At 41.5% G+C, this 26,074-nt stretch carries 20 protein-coding genes; 14 read left to right on the forward strand and 6 right to left on the reverse strand.

Translation table 11 applies throughout. From position 1 onward, the window contains the following. Positions 1 to 20 precede the first annotated feature (20 nt). The 5 genes from CBM24_RS12655 to CBM24_RS12675 all read left to right on the forward strand — a co-directional run bounded on the left by CBM24_RS12655 (position 21) and on the right by CBM24_RS12675 (position 6,020). Positions 21 to 1,241: an enolase C-terminal domain-like protein gene (locus CBM24_RS12655; protein ID WP_088161500.1), complete on the forward strand. Its 1,221-nt coding sequence runs from the start codon at positions 21 to 23 to the stop codon at positions 1,239 to 1,241. 9 nt (positions 1,242 to 1,250) lie between these two features. Then, positions 1,251 to 2,894: a sodium:solute symporter gene (locus CBM24_RS12660; protein ID WP_088161501.1), complete on the forward strand. Its 1,644-nt coding sequence runs from the start codon at positions 1,251 to 1,253 to the stop codon at positions 2,892 to 2,894. A gap of 57 nt (positions 2,895 to 2,951) precedes the next feature. Beyond that, positions 2,952 to 3,722 carry an SDR family NAD(P)-dependent oxidoreductase gene (locus CBM24_RS12665; RefSeq protein WP_075994786.1) on the forward strand — a complete coding sequence of 257 codons (771 nt, stop codon included), beginning with the start codon at positions 2,952 to 2,954 and terminating at the stop codon, positions 3,720 to 3,722. Positions 3,723 to 3,821: 99 nt separating this feature from the next. After that, entirely contained in the window at positions 3,822 to 4,988 is a 1,167-nt protein-coding gene (locus CBM24_RS12670) for an alpha-hydroxy acid oxidase (RefSeq protein ID WP_075992560.1), read from the forward strand. Positions 4,989 to 5,360: 372 nt separating this feature from the next. Then, positions 5,361 to 6,020, forward strand: a complete 660-nt coding sequence (locus CBM24_RS12675) for a DUF6266 family protein (RefSeq protein ID WP_088161502.1) — start codon at positions 5,361 to 5,363, stop codon at positions 6,018 to 6,020. Between the two features lie 103 nt (positions 6,021 to 6,123). On the opposite strand, the gene CBM24_RS27560 is transcribed toward CBM24_RS12675, so the two are convergent. After that, entirely contained in the window at positions 6,124 to 6,294 is a 171-nt protein-coding gene (locus CBM24_RS27560) for a hypothetical protein (RefSeq protein ID WP_167512273.1), read from the reverse strand. A gap of 80 nt (positions 6,295 to 6,374) precedes the next feature. Then, positions 6,375 to 7,979 (reverse strand): fimbrillin family protein, encoded by a 1,605-nt coding sequence (locus CBM24_RS12680; protein ID WP_088161503.1) that lies wholly within the window; start codon positions 7,977 to 7,979, stop codon positions 6,375 to 6,377. Positions 7,980 to 8,491: 512 nt separating this feature from the next. Between CBM24_RS12680 and CBM24_RS12685 the strand changes: the two genes are divergently transcribed. The 5 genes from CBM24_RS12685 (at position 8,492) to CBM24_RS12705 (ending at position 17,653) form a co-directional block, all read left to right on the forward strand. Further along, on the forward strand, positions 8,492 to 8,821 hold the full coding sequence (locus tag CBM24_RS12685) for a DUF6660 family protein (protein ID WP_145330541.1): 330 nt from the start codon (positions 8,492 to 8,494) through the stop codon (positions 8,819 to 8,821). Positions 8,822 to 8,973: 152 nt separating this feature from the next. After that, entirely contained in the window at positions 8,974 to 13,296 is a 4,323-nt protein-coding gene (locus tag CBM24_RS12690) for a CusA/CzcA family heavy metal efflux RND transporter (protein WP_088161504.1), read from the forward strand. A gap of 7 nt (positions 13,297 to 13,303) precedes the next feature. Continuing rightward, entirely contained in the window at positions 13,304 to 14,614 is a 1,311-nt protein-coding gene (locus CBM24_RS12695) for an efflux RND transporter periplasmic adaptor subunit (RefSeq protein ID WP_088161505.1), read from the forward strand. A gap of 24 nt (positions 14,615 to 14,638) precedes the next feature. Next, entirely contained in the window at positions 14,639 to 16,672 is a 2,034-nt protein-coding gene (locus tag CBM24_RS12700; RefSeq protein ID WP_088161506.1) for a heavy metal translocating P-type ATPase, read from the forward strand. A gap of 183 nt (positions 16,673 to 16,855) precedes the next feature. Continuing rightward, on the forward strand, positions 16,856 to 17,653 hold the full coding sequence (locus CBM24_RS12705) for a GIY-YIG nuclease family protein (protein ID WP_088161507.1): 798 nt from the start codon (positions 16,856 to 16,858) through the stop codon (positions 17,651 to 17,653). 42 nt (positions 17,654 to 17,695) lie between these two features. Here CBM24_RS12705 and CBM24_RS12710 read toward each other — a convergent pair whose 3' ends face one another. Continuing rightward, a complete protein-coding gene (locus CBM24_RS12710) occupies positions 17,696 to 19,294 on the reverse strand; it encodes a sulfatase (RefSeq protein WP_088161508.1) in 1,599 nt (532 codons plus the stop codon). Positions 19,295 to 19,464: 170 nt separating this feature from the next. Between CBM24_RS12710 and CBM24_RS12715 the strand changes: the two genes are divergently transcribed. Beyond that, on the forward strand, positions 19,465 to 20,667 hold the full coding sequence (locus tag CBM24_RS12715; RefSeq protein WP_088161509.1) for an MFS transporter: 1,203 nt from the start codon (positions 19,465 to 19,467) through the stop codon (positions 20,665 to 20,667). Positions 20,668 to 20,729: 62 nt separating this feature from the next. Here the strand turns inward: CBM24_RS12715 and CBM24_RS12720 are convergent, their stop codons facing one another. Both CBM24_RS12720 and CBM24_RS12725 read right to left on the reverse strand, forming a co-directional pair. Continuing rightward, complete coding sequence (locus CBM24_RS12720) at positions 20,730 to 21,530, reverse strand: GNAT family N-acetyltransferase (RefSeq protein ID WP_088161510.1); 801 nt, start codon at positions 21,528 to 21,530, stop codon at positions 20,730 to 20,732. A gap of 7 nt (positions 21,531 to 21,537) precedes the next feature. After that, positions 21,538 to 22,527: a GlxA family transcriptional regulator gene (locus tag CBM24_RS12725; protein ID WP_088161511.1), complete on the reverse strand. Its 990-nt coding sequence runs from the start codon at positions 22,525 to 22,527 to the stop codon at positions 21,538 to 21,540. 167 nt (positions 22,528 to 22,694) lie between these two features. Here CBM24_RS12725 and CBM24_RS12730 point away from each other — a divergent pair, with 167 nt between their 5' ends. Then, entirely contained in the window at positions 22,695 to 23,009 is a 315-nt protein-coding gene (locus CBM24_RS12730) for an EthD family reductase (protein ID WP_088161512.1), read from the forward strand. Between the two features lie 40 nt (positions 23,010 to 23,049). Beyond that, positions 23,050 to 23,976, forward strand: a complete 927-nt coding sequence (locus tag CBM24_RS12735) for an SRPBCC family protein (RefSeq protein ID WP_232475779.1) — start codon at positions 23,050 to 23,052, stop codon at positions 23,974 to 23,976. Between the two features lie 42 nt (positions 23,977 to 24,018). Here the strand turns inward: CBM24_RS12735 and CBM24_RS12740 are convergent, their stop codons facing one another. After that, a complete protein-coding gene (locus CBM24_RS12740) occupies positions 24,019 to 24,888 on the reverse strand; it encodes an alpha/beta hydrolase (protein ID WP_088161514.1) in 870 nt (289 codons plus the stop codon). Between the two features lie 246 nt (positions 24,889 to 25,134). Between CBM24_RS12740 and CBM24_RS12745 the strand changes: the two genes are divergently transcribed. Continuing rightward, complete coding sequence (locus CBM24_RS12745; protein WP_088163545.1) at positions 25,135 to 26,004, forward strand: pirin family protein; 870 nt, start codon at positions 25,135 to 25,137, stop codon at positions 26,002 to 26,004. Positions 26,005 to 26,074 lie beyond the last annotated feature (70 nt).

Here is a 26,074-nt window from a genome sequence, read left to right on the forward strand (position 1 = left end):
AACAAGTACGTTAAGATTTTATGATAAAGACGTTTGATATTCAGGATCGGAGATTTCCTTTGGCTACAGGTGCGGGCAGTGATGCGATTCACAAGGATCCGATCTATTCTTATGCTGTGACTCGATTGGCAGATGATAAGGGGCGCGTAGGCACAGGTCTGGCTTTTACACTGGGAGCAGGAAATGAGCTGGTCTGTCGTGCTGCAGCTTTCTATGCCGAACGATTGAAAGGGATTCCAATTGAAGATCTTATGGCAAATTTTGGTCAATTGTTTAATAAGTTGAGCAACGAACAGCAATTTCGTTGGTTGGGTCCCCATAAAGGTATCGTTCATCTGGCCCTAGGTTCGGTAACAAATGCCTGTTTTGACCTCTGGGCTAAAACGAGAGGAGTTCCACTTTGGAAGCTGTTAACCGACCTCAGTGCTGAAGAGATTGTCAATACGTTGGATCTTTCCTATTTGGAAGATGAGTTTACAAAGGGTGAAGCCATCAGCCTGTTGGAGTCGACTATCTCAACTGGTCATAAAAGAATGGACATTATTGAAAAGGGCTATGCGGGCTACGATACATCAGTAGGCTGGTTTAACTATTCTGATGAAAAAGTACGGGAGAATTGTAAACGTGCTTTAGATAACGGTTTCTCCGCAATGAAACTCAAAGTAGGTAGTGAAGATACATTACGGGATATTCGTCGTGCGCATATTGTACGGGAGGTTGCGGGTGATGAAGCTAAAGTAATGCTCGATGCGAATCAGCAATGGACGCTACCTCAGGCGCTATCCATCTGTCAAGAGCTTAAGGAGATGAATCCTTTTTGGGTAGAGGAGCCGACACATCCTGACGACATTGTTGGACATAAACGCTTAGCCGAGCACATTGCGCCGATAAAAGTTGCCATGGGTGAGCATGTGCCGAACCGTATCTTGTTTAAAAATTACCTTCAAATGGGTGCGGCGGGATTTGTACAGGTGGATGCTGTTCGGGTCGGCGGCGTGAGCGAGTTTATTTCAGTGAGTCTACTTTGTCGAAAATACAATATTCCTGTTGTACCGCATGTCGGTGATATGGGGCAGCTTCATCAGCATCTTGTTTTGTTTAACCATATAAGCCTTGGGCATGAGGCTTTGTTTTTGGAGCATATTCCACACCTAAAGTCTCATTTTGTACATCCTGTGTCTATAGCGAATGGCGTGTACCGTACCCCAATGGATGTGGGAAGCAGTTGTGATTTGTTATAAGTTGACGTTATGTTAGGAAATTTAGATTTAGGTATCGCCATCTTTTATATTGTGTTGATTTTGGTTGTCGGCATATTGGCTGGATCAGGGCGATTTAAGAAAGTGAAGGAAATAAGCGCTGAAGGATATTTTTTGGCTGGAAAGACACTTCGGTGGCCAGCCATTGGGTTGGCGCTTTTTGCAACTAATATTTCAACGGTACATCTGGTTAGTTTGGCACAGAGCGGATTTGATACAGGCTTGCTTAACGGCAACTTTGAATGGATGGCTGCCTTTACTTTAATCTTACTGGCGCTTTTTTTTGTGCCATTTTACCTCAAATCGGGTGTTACAACTTTGCCTGACTTTCTGGAACGGCGTTATGATCGTTCCAGCAGAGATTGGCTCACGTTTATATCCATACTATCGGCCATTGTTATTCATATCGCTTTTTCGATGTTGGCCGGAGGGATTGTGCTACGAACACTTTTTGGATTTAATATGTATTTGAGTATTACGGTAATCTGTGTGATAACTGGAATATATACGATATTGGGTGGGCTGCGCGCTGTTGTGGTGACGGAATCTATCCAGACAATTGTGTTGCTTGCAGGAGCTTTTATTATCAGTTTTGCAGCTTTTGACAAGATGGGCGGTTGGATGCCGATGAAAGCTGTTCTGGCGCAGGATAATGCCCTTGATCGTCTTTCTATGCTCCGTGGTAGCAACGATGGAAGTGGAATGCCTTGGTATGCCGTATTGTTTGGCTATCCGATTTTAGGCATCTGGTACTGGTGTGCCGATCAGACCATTGTTCAGCGCGTTTTAGGAGCCAAGGACGAAAACCATGGACGTGTGGGTGCCCTTTTTTGTGGTTTTCTGAAAATTTTGCCTGTATTTATTTTTGTGCTTCCGGGGCTATTTGCGTATACGCTGTTTAAAACAGGTCAATTGGATTTAAGCAGTCTTGGCGTAGACCATCAAGGGCAGGTCAATTCAAAAGGTATCTATACACTCATGATTACGCAACTTTTGCCTTCGGGATTGATTGGTGTGTTGGTAGCGGCGCTCTTATCGGGTTTAATGAGTCAGATATCGGGTGCACTAAATTCGATATCGACCATGGTGAGTTACGATATCTTTAAACAGCGACGTCCTGCTGCTTCCGATGGACAGCTTATTCGTATCGGGAAAATTGCCGCAGTTATTGCCATGGGATTTTCCCTGGCTCTTTTACCACTATTGGATCGCTATGAGAGTATTTTTTATGGCATAAATGATGTGATTGCTCATATTGCACCACCAATAACCTGCGTGTTTCTTTTAGGTGTTTTTTGGAAAGGAGCATCAGCAACAGCTGCAAAACTTACCCTGTGGATAGGTTCTGTTTTGGGGGTTGCCGTATTTTTGCTGAATAAGCTGCTACCTGACTCGTGGGTAGGGCAGACACCATTTATGATGATGGCTTTCTATCTGTTTTTGATCTGTATGTTACTTCAGGTTTTGTTATCGTATAAGTATCCCGTGCAGCATACTGCACAAAGTCGGGATTTGTACTGGAAGAACCCCGTGGATCCACTTCGGGGAAAAGCCTGGTCGGGTATCGGGAATTACCGTATTTTGTCTGCATTGCTGTTAGCTATTGTCGTGATTTTATATGTAATTTTCAACTAATTTTTAATTTGTTCCGATTCTTTGGAACTTGATGCTAAATACAAGAATAATAAAAACGTGAAAACCTTAGAAGATAAAATAATATTGATTACAGGAGGAACTGCTGGAATCGGTTTGGAATGTGTAAAAGCCTATGTCAGAGCAGGGGCAAAGGTTGCTTTTATTGGTCTCGATCAAGGATCGGTAGATGCTACAGCTGAACTGATCGGTGCGCCACATATCGGTATCTGTGCGGATGTTACGCAAGCCCGCGAAGTTGACCTGGCCATCCAAAAGACTGTTGCTGTTTTTGGGCGGCTGGATGCAATCCATAACAATGCTGGTCTGGCAAGCCCAGCAAAGCCTTTGCATGAAACTACGGATGATGAATGGACAAGGTTGCTGGAAACCAACATGAAAAGTGTTCTTCTGACTACACGGTATGGCTATCCTCATTTAAAGGAATCTGCTGGTTGTATTCTAAATACGAGCAGTTTAGTGGGGGATATTGGCCAGGAGAACCATGCGGCATATGCCGCCACAAAGGGTGCTATCAACGCGTTGACAAAATCTATGGCCATAGACTATGCGTCTGTCGGTATTCGTGTCAATTCGGTTATGCCTGCAGCTGTTATGACACCCATGCTCAACAAATGGACACTGGAGCAAGCGCATCCAACACAGGTTTTTGACTTTTTGAAGGATATTCATTTGCTGGGATACTGTCCCGAGGGTGATGTTATTGCCGATGCCTGTGTGTTTCTGCTGTCAAACCAAGCACGCTTTATCACAGGGGTAAATCTACCTGTAAGTGGTGGTGCTGAATTGGGGTATCGCAGAAATGTATGACAGATTTTTTTATATTAGCTACAATTAGCTTGCATTTGAAATGCAATTTTTCTAAGTTTGGCGCGCAGTCATAGACTGTTTATAAATAATATATCAATCATGAGCCAGAAATTTATATATAATACACGTTATCCTTCTGTTGAAGATCTAAAGATTAAAGCGAAGAAAAGGATTCCCCGATTTGCATTTGATTATCTGACCGGAGGTGCAAATGAAGAATTGAACCTTGCCAGAAATGAGAATGATTTTGATAATATTCTGTTGAAGCCGCAATATCTGCTTGCGAGCGAAGAAATAGACCTATCTGTAGAATTATTCGGTCGTCGTTACAGTGCACCTTTTGGTGTTTCACCTATCGGACTTCAGGGATTGATGTGGCCGAATGCGCCTGAAATTCTTGCGAAAGCGGCAGCAAAAAATGATATTCCCTATATTTTGAGTACAGTATCAACAAGTAGTATTGAACGTATTGCCGAGGTATCTGATGGGAAAGCCTGGTTTCAGCTCTATCATCCTACGGAAAACAGGTTGCGCGATGATATTATTAAACGTCTGGAGGCTGTTGAATGTCCGGTATTGGTAGTTCTGGTGGATGTGCCTGCTTTTGGACTTCGTTATCGTGAAATAAAAAGCGGATTGTCTATGCCACCTAAAATGAGTATCGCCAATATTTTACAAACCTTTGCCTGTCCAACTTGGGGGATAGAAACATTAAGGCATGGAATTCCTTCTTTTGCAACATTGAAGCCTTACATGGAAAAGGGACTTGATTTAGCGCAGCTGGGACAGTTTATGAACAGAACCTTTACGGGTAAAGTTGATGTTGAGAAAATTAAAGCTATTCGGGATCTTTGGAAAGGGCCCCTGGTGCTTAAAGGGATTGCCACCGATGAAGATATGCAGGCTGCTATCGCATTGGGCGTTGATGGAGTCATTGTGTCAAATCATGGTGGACGACAGCTCGATGCAAGTGAATCTTCGATCAATTCATTGATCCACTTGGCGAGCAACCCAGACTATAAAAAGAAGATAAAAATCATGTTAGATGGTGGTATTCGATCAGGGGTTGACCTCGCGCGGGCACATGCAGTTGGATCGGATTTCAATTTTATGGGAAGACCATTTATGTATGGGGTTGGCGCATTGGGCAATGAAGGTGGGGAACATACAATCAATATGTTTAAGACGCATTTGTTTCAGGTTATGAAGCAATTGAGTCTTTCAAAGATTGAAGATTTTCCAAAACGTCTGCAGGCTGTCCTGTAACTGCAGCAGTAGGTCGAGTTTCCGATCCAGCCTTGGGCTGGCAATAAGACCTACGATAAAAAGAAGAAGATGTCTCTTATGTTTGTATTAAGCAAATGTAGGAGACATTTTTTTTACGTTATAGTTCGCATGAAAGGTCGTCGGCTTTTACCTTTTCTCCTTTAGTTCTTAGATGCAACAGATGGTAATCAAATTCCACTTTTAAACAGTGCTCGTTCAGTGCTTGTTCAGTGCTTGCTCAGTGAAGACTGAATAAACAGTGACTAATTACTGTCTAAGTATTGATTGAAAACTGTTTTTAGCTATAATTTGGTATGCGTATTTTTCCGTATTAATGTTTATCTTTATTATCTATAACATAATCAAGTAATTATGGCAATAATCAAAAATGGTGTAAATGGAACTGTTTCCGGGAAAGCAGGTTCTGTTGTGTTTGTGTCGACTAAAACAGGAAATTATGTACGATCTCTCCCTAGCGTTAAAAAACGGGAGCCCACTCCTAAGCAACTGCTGAGTAGAAAACGCTTCAAAATTGTGAGGTCACATATTAGCCAATTAAAACCGATCATCAATATGGGGTATAAGGTGTACAGCTATCCTAAACGGGCATACGATATAGCGATGTCTTATAATCTGAATAAAGCACTTATCCAGGAAGAAGACGGTTTTGTCGTTGATTGGTCGAAATTTATGATTGCCAAAGGAAGCCCCAATCCCATTACTTCCTACACAATGGATTTCGATCAAGAAAACCAAGTGCTTCAGGTCACCTGGGAATATGATGCTTATCTGGAGGAAAAGTTTGACACGGGATCTTACGATTCGTTCTTAATCCTGTATAATGCAGCGGATCATGGGTGCGGGTATCCACTTGTGATGAACGATTTGAAAAGCAGCTTAATGTCTGGCAAACAAAATGTTGAAATTCCAAAAAATAGAAAGGGAGTGACCTATGAGGTGTATATCTTTTTTATCGAAAGTTATGGTGGAGGTAATACAGACAGTCTGCACTTGGGTACGCTAAAGGTTTGACAATAAAAAATATGGATGACACGATCGTCTATTATAAAATTGCATAAAAAGGGGCACTGCAATTTTTGACTGCCCCTTCCTTTTGTTTACTGTTGAAAATAGTTTACCAGTCGATATTTCTATTATCTGTTGATCCTACTTCCCATTGTTCGTTTACTTTACCGCTGTTGGCATCTTCTGGTCTGGCATATGCCGAACCAGCTGCAATACCTTGTTCAAGTTCGATTGTCGTTGTATTAATTTTTGGGGCGATGTACGCTAATTTCTTTTCCATAATAGCTATTTTTTACGTGCTGTTTTTCTTTGTTATACGCAGCAAGATTTAGTCTTTCCGATTATTGATCTATTGATTGATTATTGGCAAGGGATTTTCTTCTTTCCGGCACCTACACCCTTGATAATAGTACGTCCATCAACAAGTTGGGTTACTTTTACGGTGTTGCTTTGTGTTGCACTCCAAGGGAATGTGTTGAAGCTGTTGCCATTCACGAGTTTAAATTCGTATAAAGGACCGCCGGATGTTTTACTACCAAACATGGTCACCTGGCCAGTTCTGCTAATCACAACCTTAACGAGAGGATTTGTACTGGTACCTTTCATGTTGTAAACCTGATCGATTCTTTTGTTGGTTTCAATATTGTTGCCAGCGTATTTGCTTCCATCAACAAACTGGATATTTTGAGAAGAAGAAGCGCCTACCTCAAATTGAATTTCCTGTTTCGCTAATTTGACACCATTTACTTCCATGTTGAATGCATTGTCTAGTTCGGTAATGTCGAAAACAAAACCATAGTCTGCCGCTGGAGCGGTGAAGTTTCTATCAATTGTTGTCCCATTGGCATAGAATTTACCGTCTTTCATAATACCCGTTTTACCACCCGATGTTGTTGCTGGATAGCTCCAGTTCAAGCCATTGCTGGTTACATCTTGTGTACAGGTTCTGAAGTTAAGTTTCAGATCGTATTTTTGTCCAGGGTTGATCTTAACATTTGGAATGGTGATGTTTGTTTTGGTTTCACCATCAAGAGTTAGACTGCCGAGCATCAATGTCCCGTTGCTGGTGGTGGGGTGAATCAATAATGATGGGTTACTGATGATAGTACGTAAGCCATTTCCTAAAGCCGGGAATTGCGTGGTCACACCAGCGTTGTTCAAGCCATTGTACGTTAATGTTTCATCTGAGAATTTCAAATTTGCACTACTGTGACTAGGTTTTAGTACTGCAGTCCCGATTTGAGTGATGGCCCCGGTCATACTTGTATCCATGGTCAATGTTGTGGTGATTTGGCTAAATCTGTGTTTTAACACAACATTTAAATTGTTTACACCATTTTTTAACGTTAATGTGCCTGTGTAATACATTAAGTCGCCACTTATATTGTTTAAGCTGGCTGTGGATAGTGTGTTTTGATTGTTAATATCCGGTAATGCTGTGGTGCTATTGATCGAATAGGCAATGAACGTATATGATTTTCCGGCGTCAAGAACGATACCTGCGGCAGTAGCTTCCTCACCATAGCTATAATCTTTTGCCGTTACGTAAGCTCCTTGGTTGTCATAGACAACAACTTTATACTTGACGTTTTTGTCCAATGGCTTCTCTTGTGTTTGGACAGCCGCTAGTTTGGGGTTGGATGAAGCAACGAGGCTTTTTGTAACCGCTGAACTGTTTGTTAGGACAACGTCAACTGAACCACCGTTTTCTAACGGTACAGTCATTTCCTGTACATCAGGTGCATTGCTTGATGAATGCGATGCGTTTGCAGATGCTTGCTTTTGAACAGCATTGTTGTCTGTTTCATTGTAAGCTTCTACGCCCGATAGATTGATTTTAACGACAGTTTCTCCTGTTAACGCGGTGTTTTCTCCGCTTTTGTTACATGAGTAGAGGCTAAGCGCGAAAGCGCTGCAGCCTAGCATGAACAGGTTTGTCAGTCGGCGATGGGGGATTAGATTCATGTTAATTGACATTTTGTTTTGTTATTGATTTTTGATTATTTGATTTCGTTGTTTATTTGTTTTGCAAAAAAAAATCTTGCAGTTGTATGCCGATTTGTATTTAAAATGTGGTATACCATTGCTTTTTTTATTGCTTTTATTTTTTATCGATGCAATTATATAAATAGCATTTTACTTAATATACTGTATTTGTGTTATCTTGTATTTCTTGTAGAGAAATATCTACAATAGTGTTGTTTTGTATTTAAAATGCTGTTTAAACATGTTTTATGTGTTTTTCTGTTAATTATAATTCGTTTTATTTGAATAATAATTTACTTATAATTAATATATGTATCAGGTGATAGTGCAGTGTAGGGTTGTGCGGTTTTATGAGGCCTAAGGGGTAAAAAAAATGCTCGGTTGAAAGCGCCGGTCTCCTTATTTTATAGGAGGCAATGGAGATGACGCTAACCAATAGATTTCTTGGGTCAAGGGGAGATTTTGATTTATTTTTTTAAATTTGCGTATTCATGAGGTTAATTGTTTTCATATTGATAGCATATATTATGGGACTTTCTTTTGTTCCCTGCAGTGATTCTAGCAATCGCTGTGAGCAGACTGCTATGGAAATACAATTAAACCAAACGCATAACCATAGTGATGATGCATCTGATGCCTGTTCTATTTTCTGCTATTGCAATTGTTGCAGTGGAAATATAACGGCTTATGCCTATCAATTCCCGCAAATAGATGGTGTCCCGGTATCAATTTATTTTGATAATCGTAATCCTTTACACAATACAGCGATTGTTTCCAGTTATTTTGGAAGCATCTGGCAGCCGCCGAAAGTTAATGCTTAATTTTTCGTAAAAATTCTAAAAACAAATCTGATAGAGCGCGCTATGCTGTTCTTTATTCAGCTTTGTGCTCGGAATCCGTTTGTTGTATTTTATTACGACAAGCGCTGAAGATATTCTAACGAGCTATTATTTAAGCATTAATCACGTATATTGTGTTAGATCATATTATAAAATTTAGCATTAAGAACAAGATCGTTATCGGTTTAATGACCTTGTTGCTTATCATTTGGGGGGCATGGAGTGCGACGAAACTACCCATAGATGCCGTTCCCGATATTACCAATAATCAAGTCCAGATCTTTACCTCTTGTCCAACTCTTGCCGGACAGGAAGTAGAGCAATTGGTGACTTTTCCAATTGAACAAAGTATTGCAACTGTACCCAAAATTGAGGAGATCAGGAGTATTTCACGCTTTGGGCTTTCTGTCATTACCGTTGTTTTTGACGATGATGTAGATATTTATTTTGCCCGTCAGCTGATCGGTGAGCGTTTAAAAGAAGCGGTGGATCAGATACCACAGGGTATTGGTAAACCTGAGTTGGCTCCAGTAAGTACCGGATTGGGAGAAGTATATCAATATATCATCCATCCCAAAAAGGGAAGCGAAAAGAAATACAACGCAAAAGATTTGCGAACCATGCAAGATTGGATTGTTGCCCGTCAGCTTTATGGAACTCCTGGAATTGCCGAGGTCAATAGTTTCGGTGGTGAGCTTAAACAATATGAAGTAGCTGTTGATCCGAATAGACTTAAAGCGATGAATATCACGATCCCGGAGATATTTACTGCTTTAGAGAAAAACAATCAAAATACAGGTGGTGCCTATATTGATAAAAAACCGAATGCATACTTTATCCGGGGGATTGGGCTGGCGACCTCTTTGGAAGATGTCAGAAATATCGCTATCCGAAAATCAGGGTCTATACCGATTTATGTAAAAGATGTTGCAGATGTACGGTTTGGTCATGCTGTGCGCTATGGAGCCTTGACATACAATGGTGAGGTAGATGCTGTGGGTGGTGTCGTCATGATGCTAAAGGGTGAAAACAGCAATGAGGTGGTCAATCGTGTGAAAGAAAAACTACCGACTATTCAAAAATCTTTGCCTGATGATGTGGTCATAGAACCCTATTTGGACCGGACAGACCTCGTTGGACGTGCGATCAGTACTGTTGAAAAAAATCTGATTGAAGGAGCCTTGATCGTAATTTTTGTCCTGGTATTATTTCTTGGGAACTTGCGGGCAGGTCTTATCGTTGCTTCGGCGATTCCACTGGCGCTGCTGTTTGCACTTGGACTGATGAACGTCTTCGGCGTAAGTGCCAATTTAATGAGTTTGGGTGCGATAGACTTCGGTTTGATTGTGGACGGAGCAGTCATTGTGGTGGAAGCTACGCTACACCACTTAGGCTTACGAAAGTCAACCGAGAAATTGACCCAGGCCGAAATGGACCATGAGGTATTTGAATCTGCTTCAAAGATTCGTACCAGTGCAGCCTTTGGTGAGATCATTATTCTTATTGTCTATATTCCAATTTTAACATTGGTGGGTGTTGAAGGAAAAATGTTTCGTCCAATGGCGCAAACAGTTGGGTTTGCCATTTTCGGGGCATTGATTCTCTCGTTAACCTATATCCCCATGATGTGCGCTCTGTTTCTGCCGAAAAAATACAGCGACAAGAAAACGTTGAGTGACCGGATGATTGCGGGACTACAACGTATTTATGCGCCTTTATTACAGAAAGCCATTCGGTTTAAATACCTGATCGTGAGTTTAACTGTTGCCATTTTTGCTTTGTCGGCCTTCTTTTTTAAGAATATGGGGGGCGAGTTTATTCCACAATTGCAGGAAGGCGATTATGCATTCCATTGCATACTTCCTCAGGGAAGCTCGCTTTCGCAAAGTATTGAAACCTCTATGCAGGCTTCCCGGATTATCAAAGAGTTCGATGAAGTGAAAATGGTTGTCGGTAAAACAGGAGCTGCGGAGGTGCCGACAGACCCTATGCCACCTGAAGCGACAGATATTATGGTGGTATTGAAGCCTCAAAAAGAGTGGAAGTCGGGCCGTTCTTATGAAGAACTGGGGAGTGCTATTCTGGAGAAGCTAGAAGTAATCCCGGGTGTCTTCTTTGAGAAAAATCAACCTATTCAAATGCGTTTCAATGAGTTAATGACGGGTATCCGTCAGGATGTTGCTGTAAAGATCTTCGGTGAAAACATCGACTCACTGGCCGCTTACGCCAATGTGGTTGCCGCTCAGATTCAATCTGTTCAAGGGGCAACTCCTCCACAGGTGGAGCGTGTATCGGGTCTCCCGCAAATTAATATCGTTTATGACCGCACCCGTATAGCGAATTATGGATTGACAATTCAGGACGTTAATGATGTGGTGAGTACCGCCTTTGCCGGTCGGAGTACGGGCCAGATCTATGAAAATGAACGTCGCTTTGATCTGGTCGTCAGATTAGATACAACGCACCGAAACAGTATTGATGATGTGCGTAATCTGATGATTCCTACAGATACGGGTACGCAGATCCCTCTTTCTCAGGTTGCTGCCATCGATTATAAATTGGGGCCGGCCCAAATCAGTCGCGAAGCTGGTAAACGAAGAATTGTGATTGGATTTAATGTGGCAGGGCGTGATGTTCAAACCGTAGTAAAGGATATCCAGCAACAATTGGCTGCAAATGTAAAACTTCCCGCGGGTTATTATTTCACCTACGGAGGTCAGTTCGAGAATTTGCAAAAAGCGAGCTCGCGCCTGCTGATTGCTGTGCCAGTTTCCTTATTGCTTATTTTTATGCTGTTGTATTTCACATTCCATTCCTTTAAGCAGGCCACGCTAATTTTTACCGCAATACCAATGAGTGCTATCGGGGGTGTCTTTGCATTGATGTTGCGCGGTATGCCTTTCAGTATTAGTGCCGGTATCGGTTTTATCGCCTTGTTTGGTGTGGCCGTACTCAACGGTATCGTTTTAATTGGGACATTCAATCAGTTGAAAAAAGAGGGCGTCGATGATATTTTTCAACGCGTTAAAGAAGGTACTTCGACTCGTTTACGTCCTGTACTGATGACAGCGACAGTGGCCTCACTGGGCTTTTTACCGATGGCAATAAGTACAAGTGCCGGCGCTGAAGTTCAGAAGCCTTTGGCAACGGTTGTTATTGGCGGATTGATAACGGCAACTTTCCTGACGTTGTTTGTGCTGCCCTTATTGTATATAATCTTTAATTCTAAATTGAATATGAAACGAAGTAGGGGTGCGAAGACCTTTGTTACAGTACTTGCTTTCTTATTTATGGCCTTGGTATCTCAGGTGTTTGGCCAAGAGCGCATTTCTGTTACAGAAGCTGTGGAAACTGCGCTGAAGAGCAATCGACAGTTTCAGATCAACCAGGCTGAAATCGTAGGCGCTGGTTTCAATGTCAAAACGGCGACCGAAATCCCCAAGACCGGGATTTTTGCAGAAAATGAAGATTACCGTCCTACGGATAAGGTCGGCTTATTGAAAATTGGTATAACGCAAAGTATTGCCTGGCCCGGGCTCTATGCGGCGCGCAAGGAGTATTTTAAACAGCAACTAAAATATGCGAATTTAAATACGGATGTATTGAAAACAGCGATTACCAGAGACGTGAGAACAGCCTATTTTCAACTTTGGTATCTCCAGGATCGCCAAAAGCTGTATATGGAGCTGGATAGCATCTATACAGCCATGTTCAAAGCAACTGAACTTCGCTTTAGAACAGGGGATGTGGCTGCGCTGGATAAGATCGCAGCTGAAGCAAAACTGAAGGAACTGCAAGCACAGCTTGTTCAAAACAAAAAGGACATTGTTATCCAGCAACAGCAACTTATGCTCTTGTTGGACCGTAACGAGTGGATGCTCCCATTGGATCAGTCCTTGGAGAAGATTGTCGTGAACGCCAGTCCATCTGAGGAAACAGCACATCCTTTACTTGTTTTACAGCAGCAAAACGTAAATATCGCTTCATCAAATATCAGTGTTCAGAAAAATACAAATAAGCCTGAGTTCTCGGGTCGATTTTTCTCCCAACGTGTTTGGGGAGCCAAAGATCCATTATCTGGATTTTCGGTCTCCGCATCTTTTCCGGTATTTGGCCTAGGCGCGTATAAAAGTAAAGTGAAGGCTGCCAACGCTGAAATGGAAGTTCAACAGCGTAAGTTGGAATATGAGACGCAGGTATTCCAGACAAATAAAGGAAACGCACTTGCTGAAATTGACAAGAATAGTGCGTTACTACAATTTTATGAGTCTTCGGGTTTAAAACAAGCTGATGCCATCATTAAAGCGGCTAGTTTGGGTTATAGGACAGGGGAGATCAATTTTGCTGAATTAAGTCAATTTTTAAGTCAGGCCATTGGGATTCGCCAGAATTATTTAGAAGTCCTCAATCAGTATAATCAATCAGCAATTCAATATAATTACTTCAATAACAAATAAGTCAGCAATGAAAGTTTTCATAAAGATATTTATCGTATGTATAGCCGTTACTGTTTTTTACGGTTGCGGTTCTAATGAGTCGGAGCCTAAAGGTCAACAGGAGGGGAAGGAAGCGCCTAAATCCGAAGCGGGGCATGAGGAAGGTCCGGTTACCATAGCGGCACTGAGTGCTGCGCAAATAAAAGCTGTGGGCATCGTTTTTGGAGGTATTGAAGAGAAGGAGCTAACGGCTACAATCAAGGCCAATGGACTTTTAAGTGTACCCAATAACAATAAAGCGAATGCAACGGCGCTTTATGGTGGTGTTGTAAAGACATTAAACGTGCAGCTTGGTGATCACGTACGCAAGGGGCAGGTGATCGCTACGATCACCAACCCCCAGTTTGTACAGTTGCAGGAGGAATATGTATCCCTTGCAAGTAAGATTACCTTGGCGGAACAAGAAATGGCAAGGCAACAGGAACTCAATGAAGGTAATGCGGGCGCACGGAAAAATCTGCAGGCCGCAACAGCAGACTTCAACAGTTTACGGGCTCGAAAGGCCTCCTTGCAACAACAGATCCAATTGATGGGCATTAATCCCAATAGCGTGAATCTTTCTAATATGCGGACCTCATTGGCCGTAACAAGCCCTATCAATGGAACAGTAAGCAATGTTTTTGCGAAAATTGGGAGTTATGTAGATGTCTCTTCGCCAGTGATCGAGATTGTTGACAATAGTCTGTTGCATTTGGATCTGCAGGTGTTTGAAAAGGATCTACCTTTGGTTAAAGTCGGACAGCTCATCAACTTTCAACTGACCAACAACCCGGATAAGACCTATACCGCCAAAGTTTTTACAATTGGATCTTCCTTTGAAAATGATAGCAAGACCATCGCTGTGCACAGTACGGTTGTGGGCAGCAAAGTGGGGTTGATTGATGGGATGAACATCACGGGTATGATCGGTGTCAATAATGTACGGACTCCGGCTGTTCCGAATGATGCAATCGTGGAGGCTGACGGCAAGTATTATATTTTTGTGGAGACAGACAAGAAACCTGAGGAGCATGAAGAAGGGCACGACGATCACGGGCATGCACACGATGAAGGTGAAGCAAAACATGCGCATAAAAATGAGCAAGAAGCTGGGCAACATGGCGAAGAACAGGCTAAAAACATCAATTTTGAAAAAATAGAGATTCAAAAAGGCGTGTCTGCTTTGGGATATACGGCGATTACCCCGGTTACCGAAGTTCCTGCTGGAACGAAAATTGTTGTAAAGGGTGCCTTTTTTATCAATGCTAAAATGAGCAATACAGGTGGGCACGAACATTAATTGTTAACATAATCAGAGCAAGTTATGGAACATCAACATCGTTATGATGCACAAGGCAGACAGCTTTGTTGTACACAGACAGAAAAAATATATAGTCAGGCGGGAGCTGAAGAGCTTATTGGGAAAGCTCCGGCTTCCAGTCATGGTCATGATCATAGCCATGATGAGGACGGTCACGATCACTCGACGGCAGGGGCTAGCCAGATGCAGTTATTTCTACCGGCGCTAATTTCTTTTGTTTTGCTCATTGCAGCAATAGCCATGGATAATTGGATTGCGCAAGCATGGTTTAAGGATTGGGTTCGTTCGGGCTGGTATATCGTATCTTATCTGCCTGTTGGGTTTCCTGTAGTCAGAGATGCCCTAAAGAGTATTGCTAAAGGGGAAATCTTTTCGGAGTTTCTTTTAATGAGTATCGCTACGATAGGAGCTTTTGCGATCAAAGAATACCCAGAAGCTGTGGCGGTGATGTTATTTTATGCTGTAGGCGAGGTATTTCAGACCTTGGCGGTGAGTAGAGCTAAAAGTAATATTAAGGCACTACTGGATCAGCGTCCGGATGAAGTGACTATTTTGGAGAATGGAAAGAGCAAAGTAATCAAAGCCGCAGACGCAGGTATCGGAGCAATTGTTCAGCTGAAACCTGGCGAAAAGCTCGGGCTCGATGGTGAGTTGCTTTCTGAACAAGGCGCATTTAATACTGCAGCGCTAACTGGCGAGAGCAAGCCAGATACAAAAATGAAAGGTGATGTTGTGCTGGCAGGAATGATTAATATGAACACGGTGAGCCTAATTCGGGTAACAACAGCTTATCAAGATAGCAAACTGAGTAAAATCCTAGAGCTTGTACAGAACGCAACAGCTCAAAAAGCGCCTACTGAACTGTTTATCCGCAAATTTGCTAAGATATATACCCCAATTGTCGTGTTTTTGGCTATTGGAATTTGCCTCCTGCCTTACTTGTTTGTCGATCAATATGTATTTAGCGACTGGTTGTATAGAGCACTCGTATTTTTAGTGATCTCCTGTCCCTGTGCACTCGTCATCTCAATCCCTTTGGGGTATTTTGGTGGAATCGGTGCTGCGAGTAGAAATGGTATACTTTTTAAAGGCAGTAATTTTTTGGATGCGATGGCAGATATCCGGCATGTGGTGATGGATAAAACCGGAACAATGACTGCCGGCGTTTTTAAGGTGCAGGAAATTAAGCTACAGGCTGGTTACGACGAGTCAAGAATTTTAAAGCTCGTCAATAAAATAGAGAGCCACAGTAGCCATCCAGTTGCAACAGCGATTAGGGAATATGCAGGTGCGATCGACGAGTCTATTAATCTCCATAATATAGAAGAAATCGCCGGACATGGATTAAAAGGAATTACTGAAGGCAAAGAGTTGCTGGTGGGTAACTTTAAATTGCTGGACAAATTTAATGTAGCCTATGATATCGATCCGAATAGTATCGTATATACGACCATTGCCATCGCTTTGGACGGTAAATTTGTAGGATTCATGACGATCGCTGATAGCATTAAAGCAGATGCCGCGCTTACAATTCAGCTACTGCATAAGCTCGGTGTAAAAGCAACGATGTTGAGCGGGGATAAGACGACGGTAGTCGCCTATGTTGCCAAGGAACTCGGAATAGATCAGGCCTATGGTGACCTGCTTCCAGAAGATAAAGTGAATAAAGTCAAGGAAATAAAGGGGGGGGACGAATCTGTTGCTTTTGTTGGTGATGGCGTTAACGATGCTCCGGTCGTAGCACTGAGTGATGTTGGAATAGCGATGGGTGGACTGGGCAGTGATGCGACGATCGAGACGGCAGATGTCGTGATACAGGATGACAAACCTTCGAAGATTCCAATGGCCATTCGCATTGGGAAACAGACAAAAAAAGTTGTTTATCAGAATATAGGCCTTGCTTTTATAGTCAAAGGGATCGTGTTGATTCTTGGAGCTGGAGGTTTGGCAACAATGTGGGAGGCTGTATTTGCCGATGTTGGCGTATCGTTAATAGCGATATTGAATGCCATTAGAATTCAGAAAATGAAATTTTAACAATTGGCGCTAACTTACACCCGCCCTTTTCATTGGATGAAATGAAGGGCGGGTGTATTCCTATTTTTATTCGCTATCATTTATAAATACTAAATATATTAGTATGTTTGAGCGTGCAGATCCACGAAGTGAATCGACTATTTTTTAAATTACCTTTGTAAGGTATTACCTGCTGTTAAAGTGATGACGAAAGAGCAAATTGCGGGATTGCTTGAAGGAATTCCCGCTGCAGTCGGCGTATATTATATTTATGATAAGTATGATGCACTAATTTATGTCGGCAAGAGTATCGATATTAGAAATAGGTTATTGCAGCATTTTAGAAGCACAGATTTTAAGGAACGCAAAATCCAAAGAGCAGCTTGCAGAGTTGGATTTGAACTGACGGGCCATGAATTACTAGCGCTATTGCATGAATCTGACCTGATCAAAAAATATCAACCCTATTATAATCGGGCGCAGCGTCGAACCCACTACGGATTTGGCCTTTATCTAGCGGTGAATCCATTGGGCTATCAAGTTCTTCAAGTTGAAACGCTTGATCCCGAGCGAGAAGAGCAAATGACCTTTTCGAGTTACCAGGAGGGGCGCGAGCAATTATTCACTATTGTTGAAGCTTATCAGCTCTGCCAAAAAATAAACAAATTACAGACGTATACGAAACATTGTTTTCAATATATGTTGAAGACCTGCAAAGGGGCATGTATTGCGCAGGAGCTTCCAGATGACTATAATCGAAGAGTGCAGGAATTTGTAGCCTCTTCGGAGCTTCCGATGGGCGAGATATTTTTGGAGTTCTCAGGGCGTAATCCCAAAGAAAAGGGACTTGTTTACTTGTTGGATGGTCGGTATAAAGGATTTGGCTACTGTAATAAGCGTGTATATAGCGAAAAGAAAAAGCGAGAAGCCATCATCTTCAAAGCCGATAATAGAGATGTTAGACGTATTTTGAGACGTTATTTCAAACTCAACCCTGTTTAGATTTTTAACAACAATAATTTACTGGCTTAGTAGGCCAGTAAATTATTGTTTTACCTTCGGTAAAAACTTTTTGTCGTTCTCATCGGAATCTTTGTAGTAGGCTCGGGCTTCGTCCAGTTTATGATGCATTTCTTCACGTACGTTTTGGTATGCTTGTACATTGTATACATTCTGCATTTCCTGTGGATCTTTCTCTAGATCGTATAATTCCCACTCATCTTTGTCATAATAGAAATGGATCAGTTTGTACCTTTCGGTACGAATCCCATAATGTCGTTTTACCATATGAATGGAAGGGTACTCATAGTAGGTGTAATATACTGCATCGCGCCATTGTTTTTCTTTTCCATTGAGTAGACCACGAAAAGATTTTCCCTGCATATCTTTCGGGATTGCAAGTCCTGCATAATCTAGGATTGTGGGGGCAAAATCAAGATTCTGAACAAGTGCTTTTGAGGATTGGCCAGCTTTAATTTCTGCTGGATAGCGGATCAATAAGGGGGTTCGGAGCGATTCTTCATACATAAAACGTTTGTCAAACCAACCATGTTCACCCAGATAGAACCCTTGGTCTGAGGTATAAATGACAATTGTATTTTCGTCGAGTCCATTGTCTTTCAAAAATTCCAATAGACGTCCAACACCGTCGTCCACTGCAGCAACGGTACCCAGATAATCCTGCATATAACGTTGATATCGCCAGCGCATCAGGTCCTCTTTGGACATGTTGTGATATTTCATCTTAAAATCTGCCATGATTGGGTTGTAGATTGAATCCCATGTTGCGCGCTGCGCTGCAGTCATTCTTCCTAGGTTTCCATTGAAGGCAGCTTTATCCCAGGATAGATATTCTTTTAGTCCCAATTCATCCATTAGCGCAGGAGGTATCTTGTTGTCACCAGCCCAGTTCATGTGTTTAAGGATATTCATTTCAGCGGTTTTAGCAGCAGTTCCTCTTCCTTCGTAGGTGTCGAATAGATTATTCGGTTCTTTGTAGGTTTTTGATGTATATTGTTGAAGATGTCGCAAAGCAGGTAGCCATTCTCGGTGTGGCGCTTTTTGATGATAGAGCACACAGAAAGGTTTGCTGGTATCTCTTTTAGCGATCCAATCTAGGGTCATATCGGTGGTGAGATCCGATACATAGCCTTGTATTTGTTGTTTTACACCATTGATAATAAAGTTTGGATTATAATATTCGCCTTGGTCAATAAGGACCGCTGAGTGGTTAAATCCCTGAGGTAGGCCATCCATATGGATTTTACCGATTAATGCTGTTTGATACCCGTTTTTTTGGAGAATCTTGGCAAAGTTGTCCTGATTCCAATCGAATTTTGCCTCATTATCAATTTTCCCATTCATATAACTGTGCTTCCCAGTTAGGAGTACAGCCCGACTGGGCGCACATAATGAATTTGTCACGGTCGCACGTGTGAAAATGGCACCTTCTTTTGCTAATCTGTCAATATTGGGCGTTTCGTTCAGTCCGTAACCATAAGCGCTTATCGCTTGATAACCATGGTCATCACTCATGATATATACAATATTTGGATGCTTTTTTGCATGGCCTTTTTGTGCCAATGCCCACGAAGGTACAAGTGTGTACAAGGTGAAAGTAAGTATATAATGATGCAGTTTCATGGTTAGGGTTTGAATGTGTTATGCTGAACGATTTTACCTCAGGCTAATATAGGTGTTTTCATTGAGACAAAGACGGTGCTATTAGTTTAATGATAGGTTGTACTATTTAAATGATTTGTTTGTTAAATTATTCTAATAGAAATTTGTGTTATTAATAATTTCACTTATATATGAAGAAGAGTTTATTAGCACTTGCACTGGGGGGATTGGGGATAGGAATTACCGAATTTAGTATGATGGGGATGCTACCGGACGTTGCCCAAAGTCTGCAAGTTTCAATTCCGGAAGCTGGTTATCTCATTACAGCTTATGCCTTAGGTGTAGTTATCGGTGCCCCACTGTTGGTGGTTGTGATGAATCGATTCTCGCCACTTAAGACTTTGATTATCCTCATGGGATTGTTTACCCTATTTAATGGACTGTCTGTGGTTGCTCCAGACTATGGTCTTTTGTTGGTCTCGCGTTTTATTTCGGGATTGCCACATGGTGCTTTCTTCGGAGTAGGGTCTGTCATTGCCAGTCGATTGGCTGATCCTGGTAAAGAAGCGCAGGCTGTAGCGACGATGTTTTCCGGATTGACAGTTGCCAATTTATTTGGAGTTCCATTGGGTACCTATATTGGACATCATTTTTCATGGCGTTATACTTTCCTATTGATTGTTATCGTCGGTATTTTGACCATGTTAGCCTTAAAGTTGTGGATGCCTAAGATGAAAGCAGCACCTAAAAATAATCCTTGGAAGGACTTTGGCATTTTTCGCAATGTGAATGTCTGGTTTATGGTTTTGTTATTTTCTGTAGCTCCAGGAGCGCTGTTTGCCTGGATAAGTTATATAGCTCCGCTGATGACTGAAGTGTCTGGTGTTGCTGATAAATACCTGCCTTATATTATGGTTTTGGCTGGATTAGGTATGTTTGTGGGGAATTTGATCGGAGGGAAGTTGACGGACGCTTTTTCTTCAACAAAGGTGGTTGTAGCCGTACTGGTGGTTCAGATTTTATGTATGTTGGTTAGTTACGGGCTGTCCGACAACGTTTGGGTATCTTTGGTGATGACTTTTTTAACCGGAGTCACAACTTTTGCGCTCGTACCTTCGTTAACCTTATTATTGCTTAACTCGGTAAAAAGTGATGCTGAAATGTTGGTTGCTTCTTTAGGACCTGCTTGTTTTAATATTGCGAATGCATTGGGTGCCTTTCTCGGTGGTGTACCCATTAATCAAGGCTACGGTTATACTTCTCCGGCCTTGGTTGGTGCGGTTATGGCAGCTTTAGGAATCGTAATTTCCCTATGTTATATCCAACGAAGCAAAAAGCAACCGGCTGTGGCTGCCAAAGAGGTTCTTGAAGATGCCGTAGGTCAGCTTTCGTAGCGTCCATTATGTTGTCTTGAAATTTGCTATCGGTTTAAAAAAAATAACGTATAGAATTGGTGTTAACCTAGATTTCCACCAATTCTATTGAAGATGGACTGAAATTGAACATCGATATTTTCCCCCAGGTACATGCGCTTGGCCTGGCGTTTTATTGGATATCCTTGGTTCAATAGAAAGGAAACGGCAGCTGTATTCTCTTTTGGTAGCACAACTTTGGAATTTTGCATTAAATACATTTTTAACAATGCCATTCCTGCAGCTTGTTCATTGGCAACAATAAGGCCTTCTCCCAAAGAAGGAAGATAATAACCGCGGAGCGTTTGGTTCTTCACATATAGAAAACCTGAAATGAAATGCGGTTCTATTTCGCATTGTCTATTTTCGGCTGCGGTTGTCAGGTCGAGCCTCAGAAGTTGCTCTTTGTATCGGGATTGATATTGCTGTATATTATTGTCCGCTTCTTCAAGATGGGGTGCTTGTATATCATCAAAGAAAAGATAAGAAGAAGATTCCTTAAAGCCGAGCTTTGTGTAAACAGGCGCGCCCATATCCGTTGCAATGAGTTGAATGCTGTTGCATTTTTTGCTGTTTGCCATACGAATAAGTTCTTGGGTGGTTTGTTTCCCATAGCCTTTTCCTCTTTCATCGGGAGCGACGATAATATGTCCGAGCCAGGCAACGTTGCTATGGATAATGGTCGTACCTATGGCCACAATTTTCTGATCGACCAGGAGTTTTATGGGGAAACAAAAAGGGCTTTCTATATAATGCTGTATTTTGATCGGCACATTACCCCATCCTTCTGGACTTAATGCTGTGATGACGAGGAGATCAGTAAACTGAATCGGTTCAAAATTCATCTAACATCTATTTTATTGCTGCTTTATTGTACTTGTTTTTATATTCAAGGGGAGAGACTCCTGTAAACCGACGGAATATCTCGCGAAAAGCCTTTATGTCTGTATATCCAATAGCGTACATCACTTCATTTACCGTTTTCCTCGAGCTTTCCAATTCTTTTTTTGCCGATTCTACTTTTATCCGTTGAAGATATTCCACGGGCGTATTGCCTGTCGCTTTAATAAATCTACGGTCGAAATTCCGACGTCCGACAGTGAATTTTTCAGATAACTTCTCCATGGAAATTTTTTCTGAAAAGTTATTCTCGAGGTAGTCCTGTGCACGCATGACCATTTCATCTCCATGTGATTTTTGACCATTAAAGATCATAAAATCGGACTGTGTTTGTCTGGCAATATCAATTTGAAATATTTTGGAGCAATAAATAGCCGTCTGTCTGTCGTAGAACTTTTCGACCAGGTAAAGGAGGAGATTAAGGAACGAATAACCGCCACCATTGGTATAGATTCCTTGCTCATCAGTAATAATTTGTTCTGTTTTTAAGTTAACCTTTGGAAAGAGCTTATGAAAATTTGCCGCTGATTTCCAGTGGATAGAGCAGTTTTTGTTATCCAAAAGCCCTGTGGATGCGAGCAGATATGCGCCGGTACACATGCTTGCAACATTTGCTCCCTTGGTATAATGGTCTAATATCCATGCTGAGAGCATGCTATTACCAGCTTCTATCGCACTAAAATTAGAAATGACAGCGGGTACAATAATGAGGTCGGTCTTTTGAATCGTAGCGATATCTTTCTGCGTCATGACCGTTAACAATCCATTGACAAAGTTACTCTGCCTGGAAACTCCTGCCAATTCTATATTAAATATAGGTTCCCTGTTCAGTTGATCGTAATAGCGGTTCGCTTCTGTGAATACATGGTATGTTCCAACAATGCACGATATGGTATTAGGGCCTGTCTGACTGTCTGGAACTAAGATTGTTAGGTGTTTCATGTTGAAAGTTTATAAGATTGAATAAACGATAATACGCTTATTTGATACTATTCAAATATACCGAAACGACTTGTCTAAATCAACCGCTGAGAATGTCTATTTTACACCCCTTTTTGTGTTTTGAAGTCCGCTATATTTGATCTATAAATTTAAATTAATACCACAAGATGGTACGAGTGATCGCAATATATAAGACTCCTACGAATAGGGAGTTTTTTGACAAACACTATTTTGAGACACATATTCCCTTGGCAAAAACGCTTCCCGGACTTATTCGTTATGAAGTGGCCAAAGGTGGAATTATGTCCACGACTGGACACGACGATGTGTATTGTATTGGAACTTTATATTTTGAAAGTTTAGCAGCAATTAAAATAGCATTTGCGTCTGAACAAGGAAAGGCTTGTGCAGTTGACCGGAGAATCTTGGCACCTCATGATCATGATGTTCAGATTTACATATTTGATTCGATTGAGGTATAGGAATATAAGAAGTATGAGTTAACGTTATAAAATACGATGAATGATGAAAAAGGACGATTTTAAAATAAGCATTACCGTTGAAGCAGGTGCTCAACGTGTATTTGAAGCAATCAATAATGTCCGTGGATGGTGGTCTCAAAATATTGAAGGGCCAACTGCTGCTTTGCATGATGAGTTTATATATCATTATCAGGATGTACATCGTTGTCGAATACGAATAGAAACGATGGAAACAGATCGTAAAGTAGTCTGGCGGGTCCTCGAAAACTATTTTAAATTTACCCAGGATGAACGGGAATGGACTAATAGTTCCATTATCTTCGATATTGTGGAAGATGAGGGTACAACTACATTACATTTCACCCATCGTGGGCTTAATTCCCAGATGGAATGTTATCAGGTATGTCATGATGCCTGGACGTATTATATAGCGGACAGCCTAAGACAATTGATTTTAACGGGGCTGGGACAGCCTACTCCAAAGGAGAAAATAGCGCTGGGGGCTATGGAAGAGAATCGCATACCACATGATCCTGGGACAAAAAGTATCTACCATAGGCTGTTAATTGAAACGCCTGTAGAGACTGTTTACAAGGCGCTTACAACGGCGGAAGGACTAGCAGGCTGGTGGACACCAGATACGAAGGCAAAGCCAGAGATTGGTGCGATCCTGCGCTTTGGATTTGGTCCCAGCTATTTTAAAAATATGGAAGTTATTTCGCTGAAGCCTTATTCCAGGGTCGAGTGGCGCTGTGTCAAAGCATTTGAGGAATGGATTGGAACGACACTGACCTTTGAACTTGAACCTCAGCAAAAGGGATGTATGCTGCTGTTTCACCATGATGGCTGGACAAATTATAGTGCGGAATTCGCTTCCTGTAGTTTTGATTGGGCACTATTTTTCAGGAGTTTAAAATTTTTCTGTGAAAAAGGAAAGGGTTTTCCTTATCCCGAATTTAATGTATAAAATTCCTGAAGGGGCATAGTGTATTTTTGGTATAAAATTAGACTATCGCAATAGCTCGGCAATCGCATGCAGATAGTCTTTATTTTTAGAAAAATCATTATGTCCTTCCTTTGCCAAACGTATCAATTTATCCTGTTTTTTAAAGAAGTTACTCAGTTTAATGGAAGAATCAAAATAGACGGCATTATCCTGGTCTCCGTGGAAGATGATCGTTCTACATTTTACTTTTTGCAATGCCGCAGCATTGTCGAAATAAAAGGGGATCCCGCTTGTATCGAGTTCAGGAGCGATATGTTGTGTCCAATCTTGAAAACTATAGTAAGGTGCCTGAAGAATAAGCATTTTCGGAGAATTATGCGAAGCAATAGTTGAAGCAAGTGCCGTGCCCATAGATTGACCGATTATGATAATGTGATCTTCCCGATACTGTTGTGTCAGCTTATCATAGACCGTTTGCAGATCACGATAAAGTAGTTCTTCATTGGTTACTTTACCCTCACTTTTTCCGTAACCTCGGTAGTCCAACATAAAAAGATCATATCCGTTATCAGTATAGATATTGGCAATTTTACCCCAGGTATCTACAGCCCCATTACTGCCATGCAAATAGAAAATTAGTCCTTTGCTCTTGTCTGCCTTAAACAAGATTCCATGGAGTTTAACATGATCTGCTGTTGTGATAAATTGTTCTTCAAATTTGCCCTGAAAGCTGAACGTGGAATCTTGGAGCTTTTTACCTGGAAACAGTTGTTCTTCAAGTATTTCATTCCAGTTTGTTTTAACTTTAGATTTATTGTTGGATTGCGCATGTACTACGGGGGATAAAAAGATGAATAGCAGGAGTACTAGTATTGGGCGTAACCAAAGGTGACTGTAAAATTTTATTAATGTAACGGTATTGTTTGAGCTCATAAGGATACTTGGTCTATGATTTTTATTGAAGTTACATATTTCTATGGCATCCAGAAAATGTGGGATTACTAGTTTTAGCAGTATCTTTTCTTATAAACTTAATCTAGGTTAAGTTTATGCCTTAATCCAGGTTGTTGGAAGCAGGCTTCTTCTTGTCGTACCTTTGAGATAGCAATTTAAAATGAAGTGAATCAATTTGGGCTTCAACTTAAATTCATCAAGAACGATAAAAAAGGAGATCATAATATGAAAAAATCAATTGAAAGAATTTTCCAACGTCCAGCTCAACCGGGTATGGTAGGGGATGGATTTCGTGTATTTAATATGATACCAGGGAATGGGATTTCCCAAAGGAGGATGAGTCCATTTCTTTTACTAGATTTCAACGCAGCATTTGATTTTGGACCTTCGGATCATATCAGAGGCGTGGATGTACATCCGCATAAGGGATTTGAAACCGTTACTATCGCCTACAAAGGCAGTGTAGCCCATCACGACAGTTCGGGAAACAGTGGAGTTATTCGTCCGGATGATGTACAATGGATGACTGCCGGTGCGGGTATATTACATAAAGAATACCATGAAGAGGAATTTTCAAAGAAAGGTGGATTGTTTGAAATGGTTCAGCTCTGGGTTAATTTACCAGCGAAAGATAAATCAGCGGAGGCACATTACCAGGCGATTACAGCCAATCAGATGGGGAAGGTACTATTGCCTGACGCAGCAGGGGTAGTTAATGTCATCGCGGGGAAATTTCAGGATACGATAGGGCCAGCGAACACCTATACGCCTGTCAATCTATTTGATATCAAATTGGCGGCGCAATATGAAACAGACTTTTTAGTTCCGCAAAATCATAATACTGCGATGCTGGTTGTGAATGGGGAGGTCGAGGTCAACGGCGAACTTGCGAAGGAACATAGTTTTGTTTTATTTGGTCATGATGGTGAAGAGATCTCGATAAAGGCCCAAAAAAATGCGGTTTTACTTGTGTTAAGCGGTGAGCCCATTGATGAACCTATCGTGAGCTATGGCCCATTTGTAATGAATACACAGGCAGAGATTTACCAAGCCTTTGAAGATTTTCAGGCTGGCAAGTTTGGCGTACTTGAATAAATGAAATAAGTTTTCATTCATGGCCTACATTTATAACATGTAGGCCATGAATGGATATCATCATATAGAA

Origin of the sequence: Sphingobacterium sp. G1-14, assembly GCF_002196555.1 — a bacterium.
GTDB classification, from domain to species: domain Bacteria; phylum Bacteroidota; class Bacteroidia; order Sphingobacteriales; family Sphingobacteriaceae; genus Sphingobacterium; species Sphingobacterium siyangense.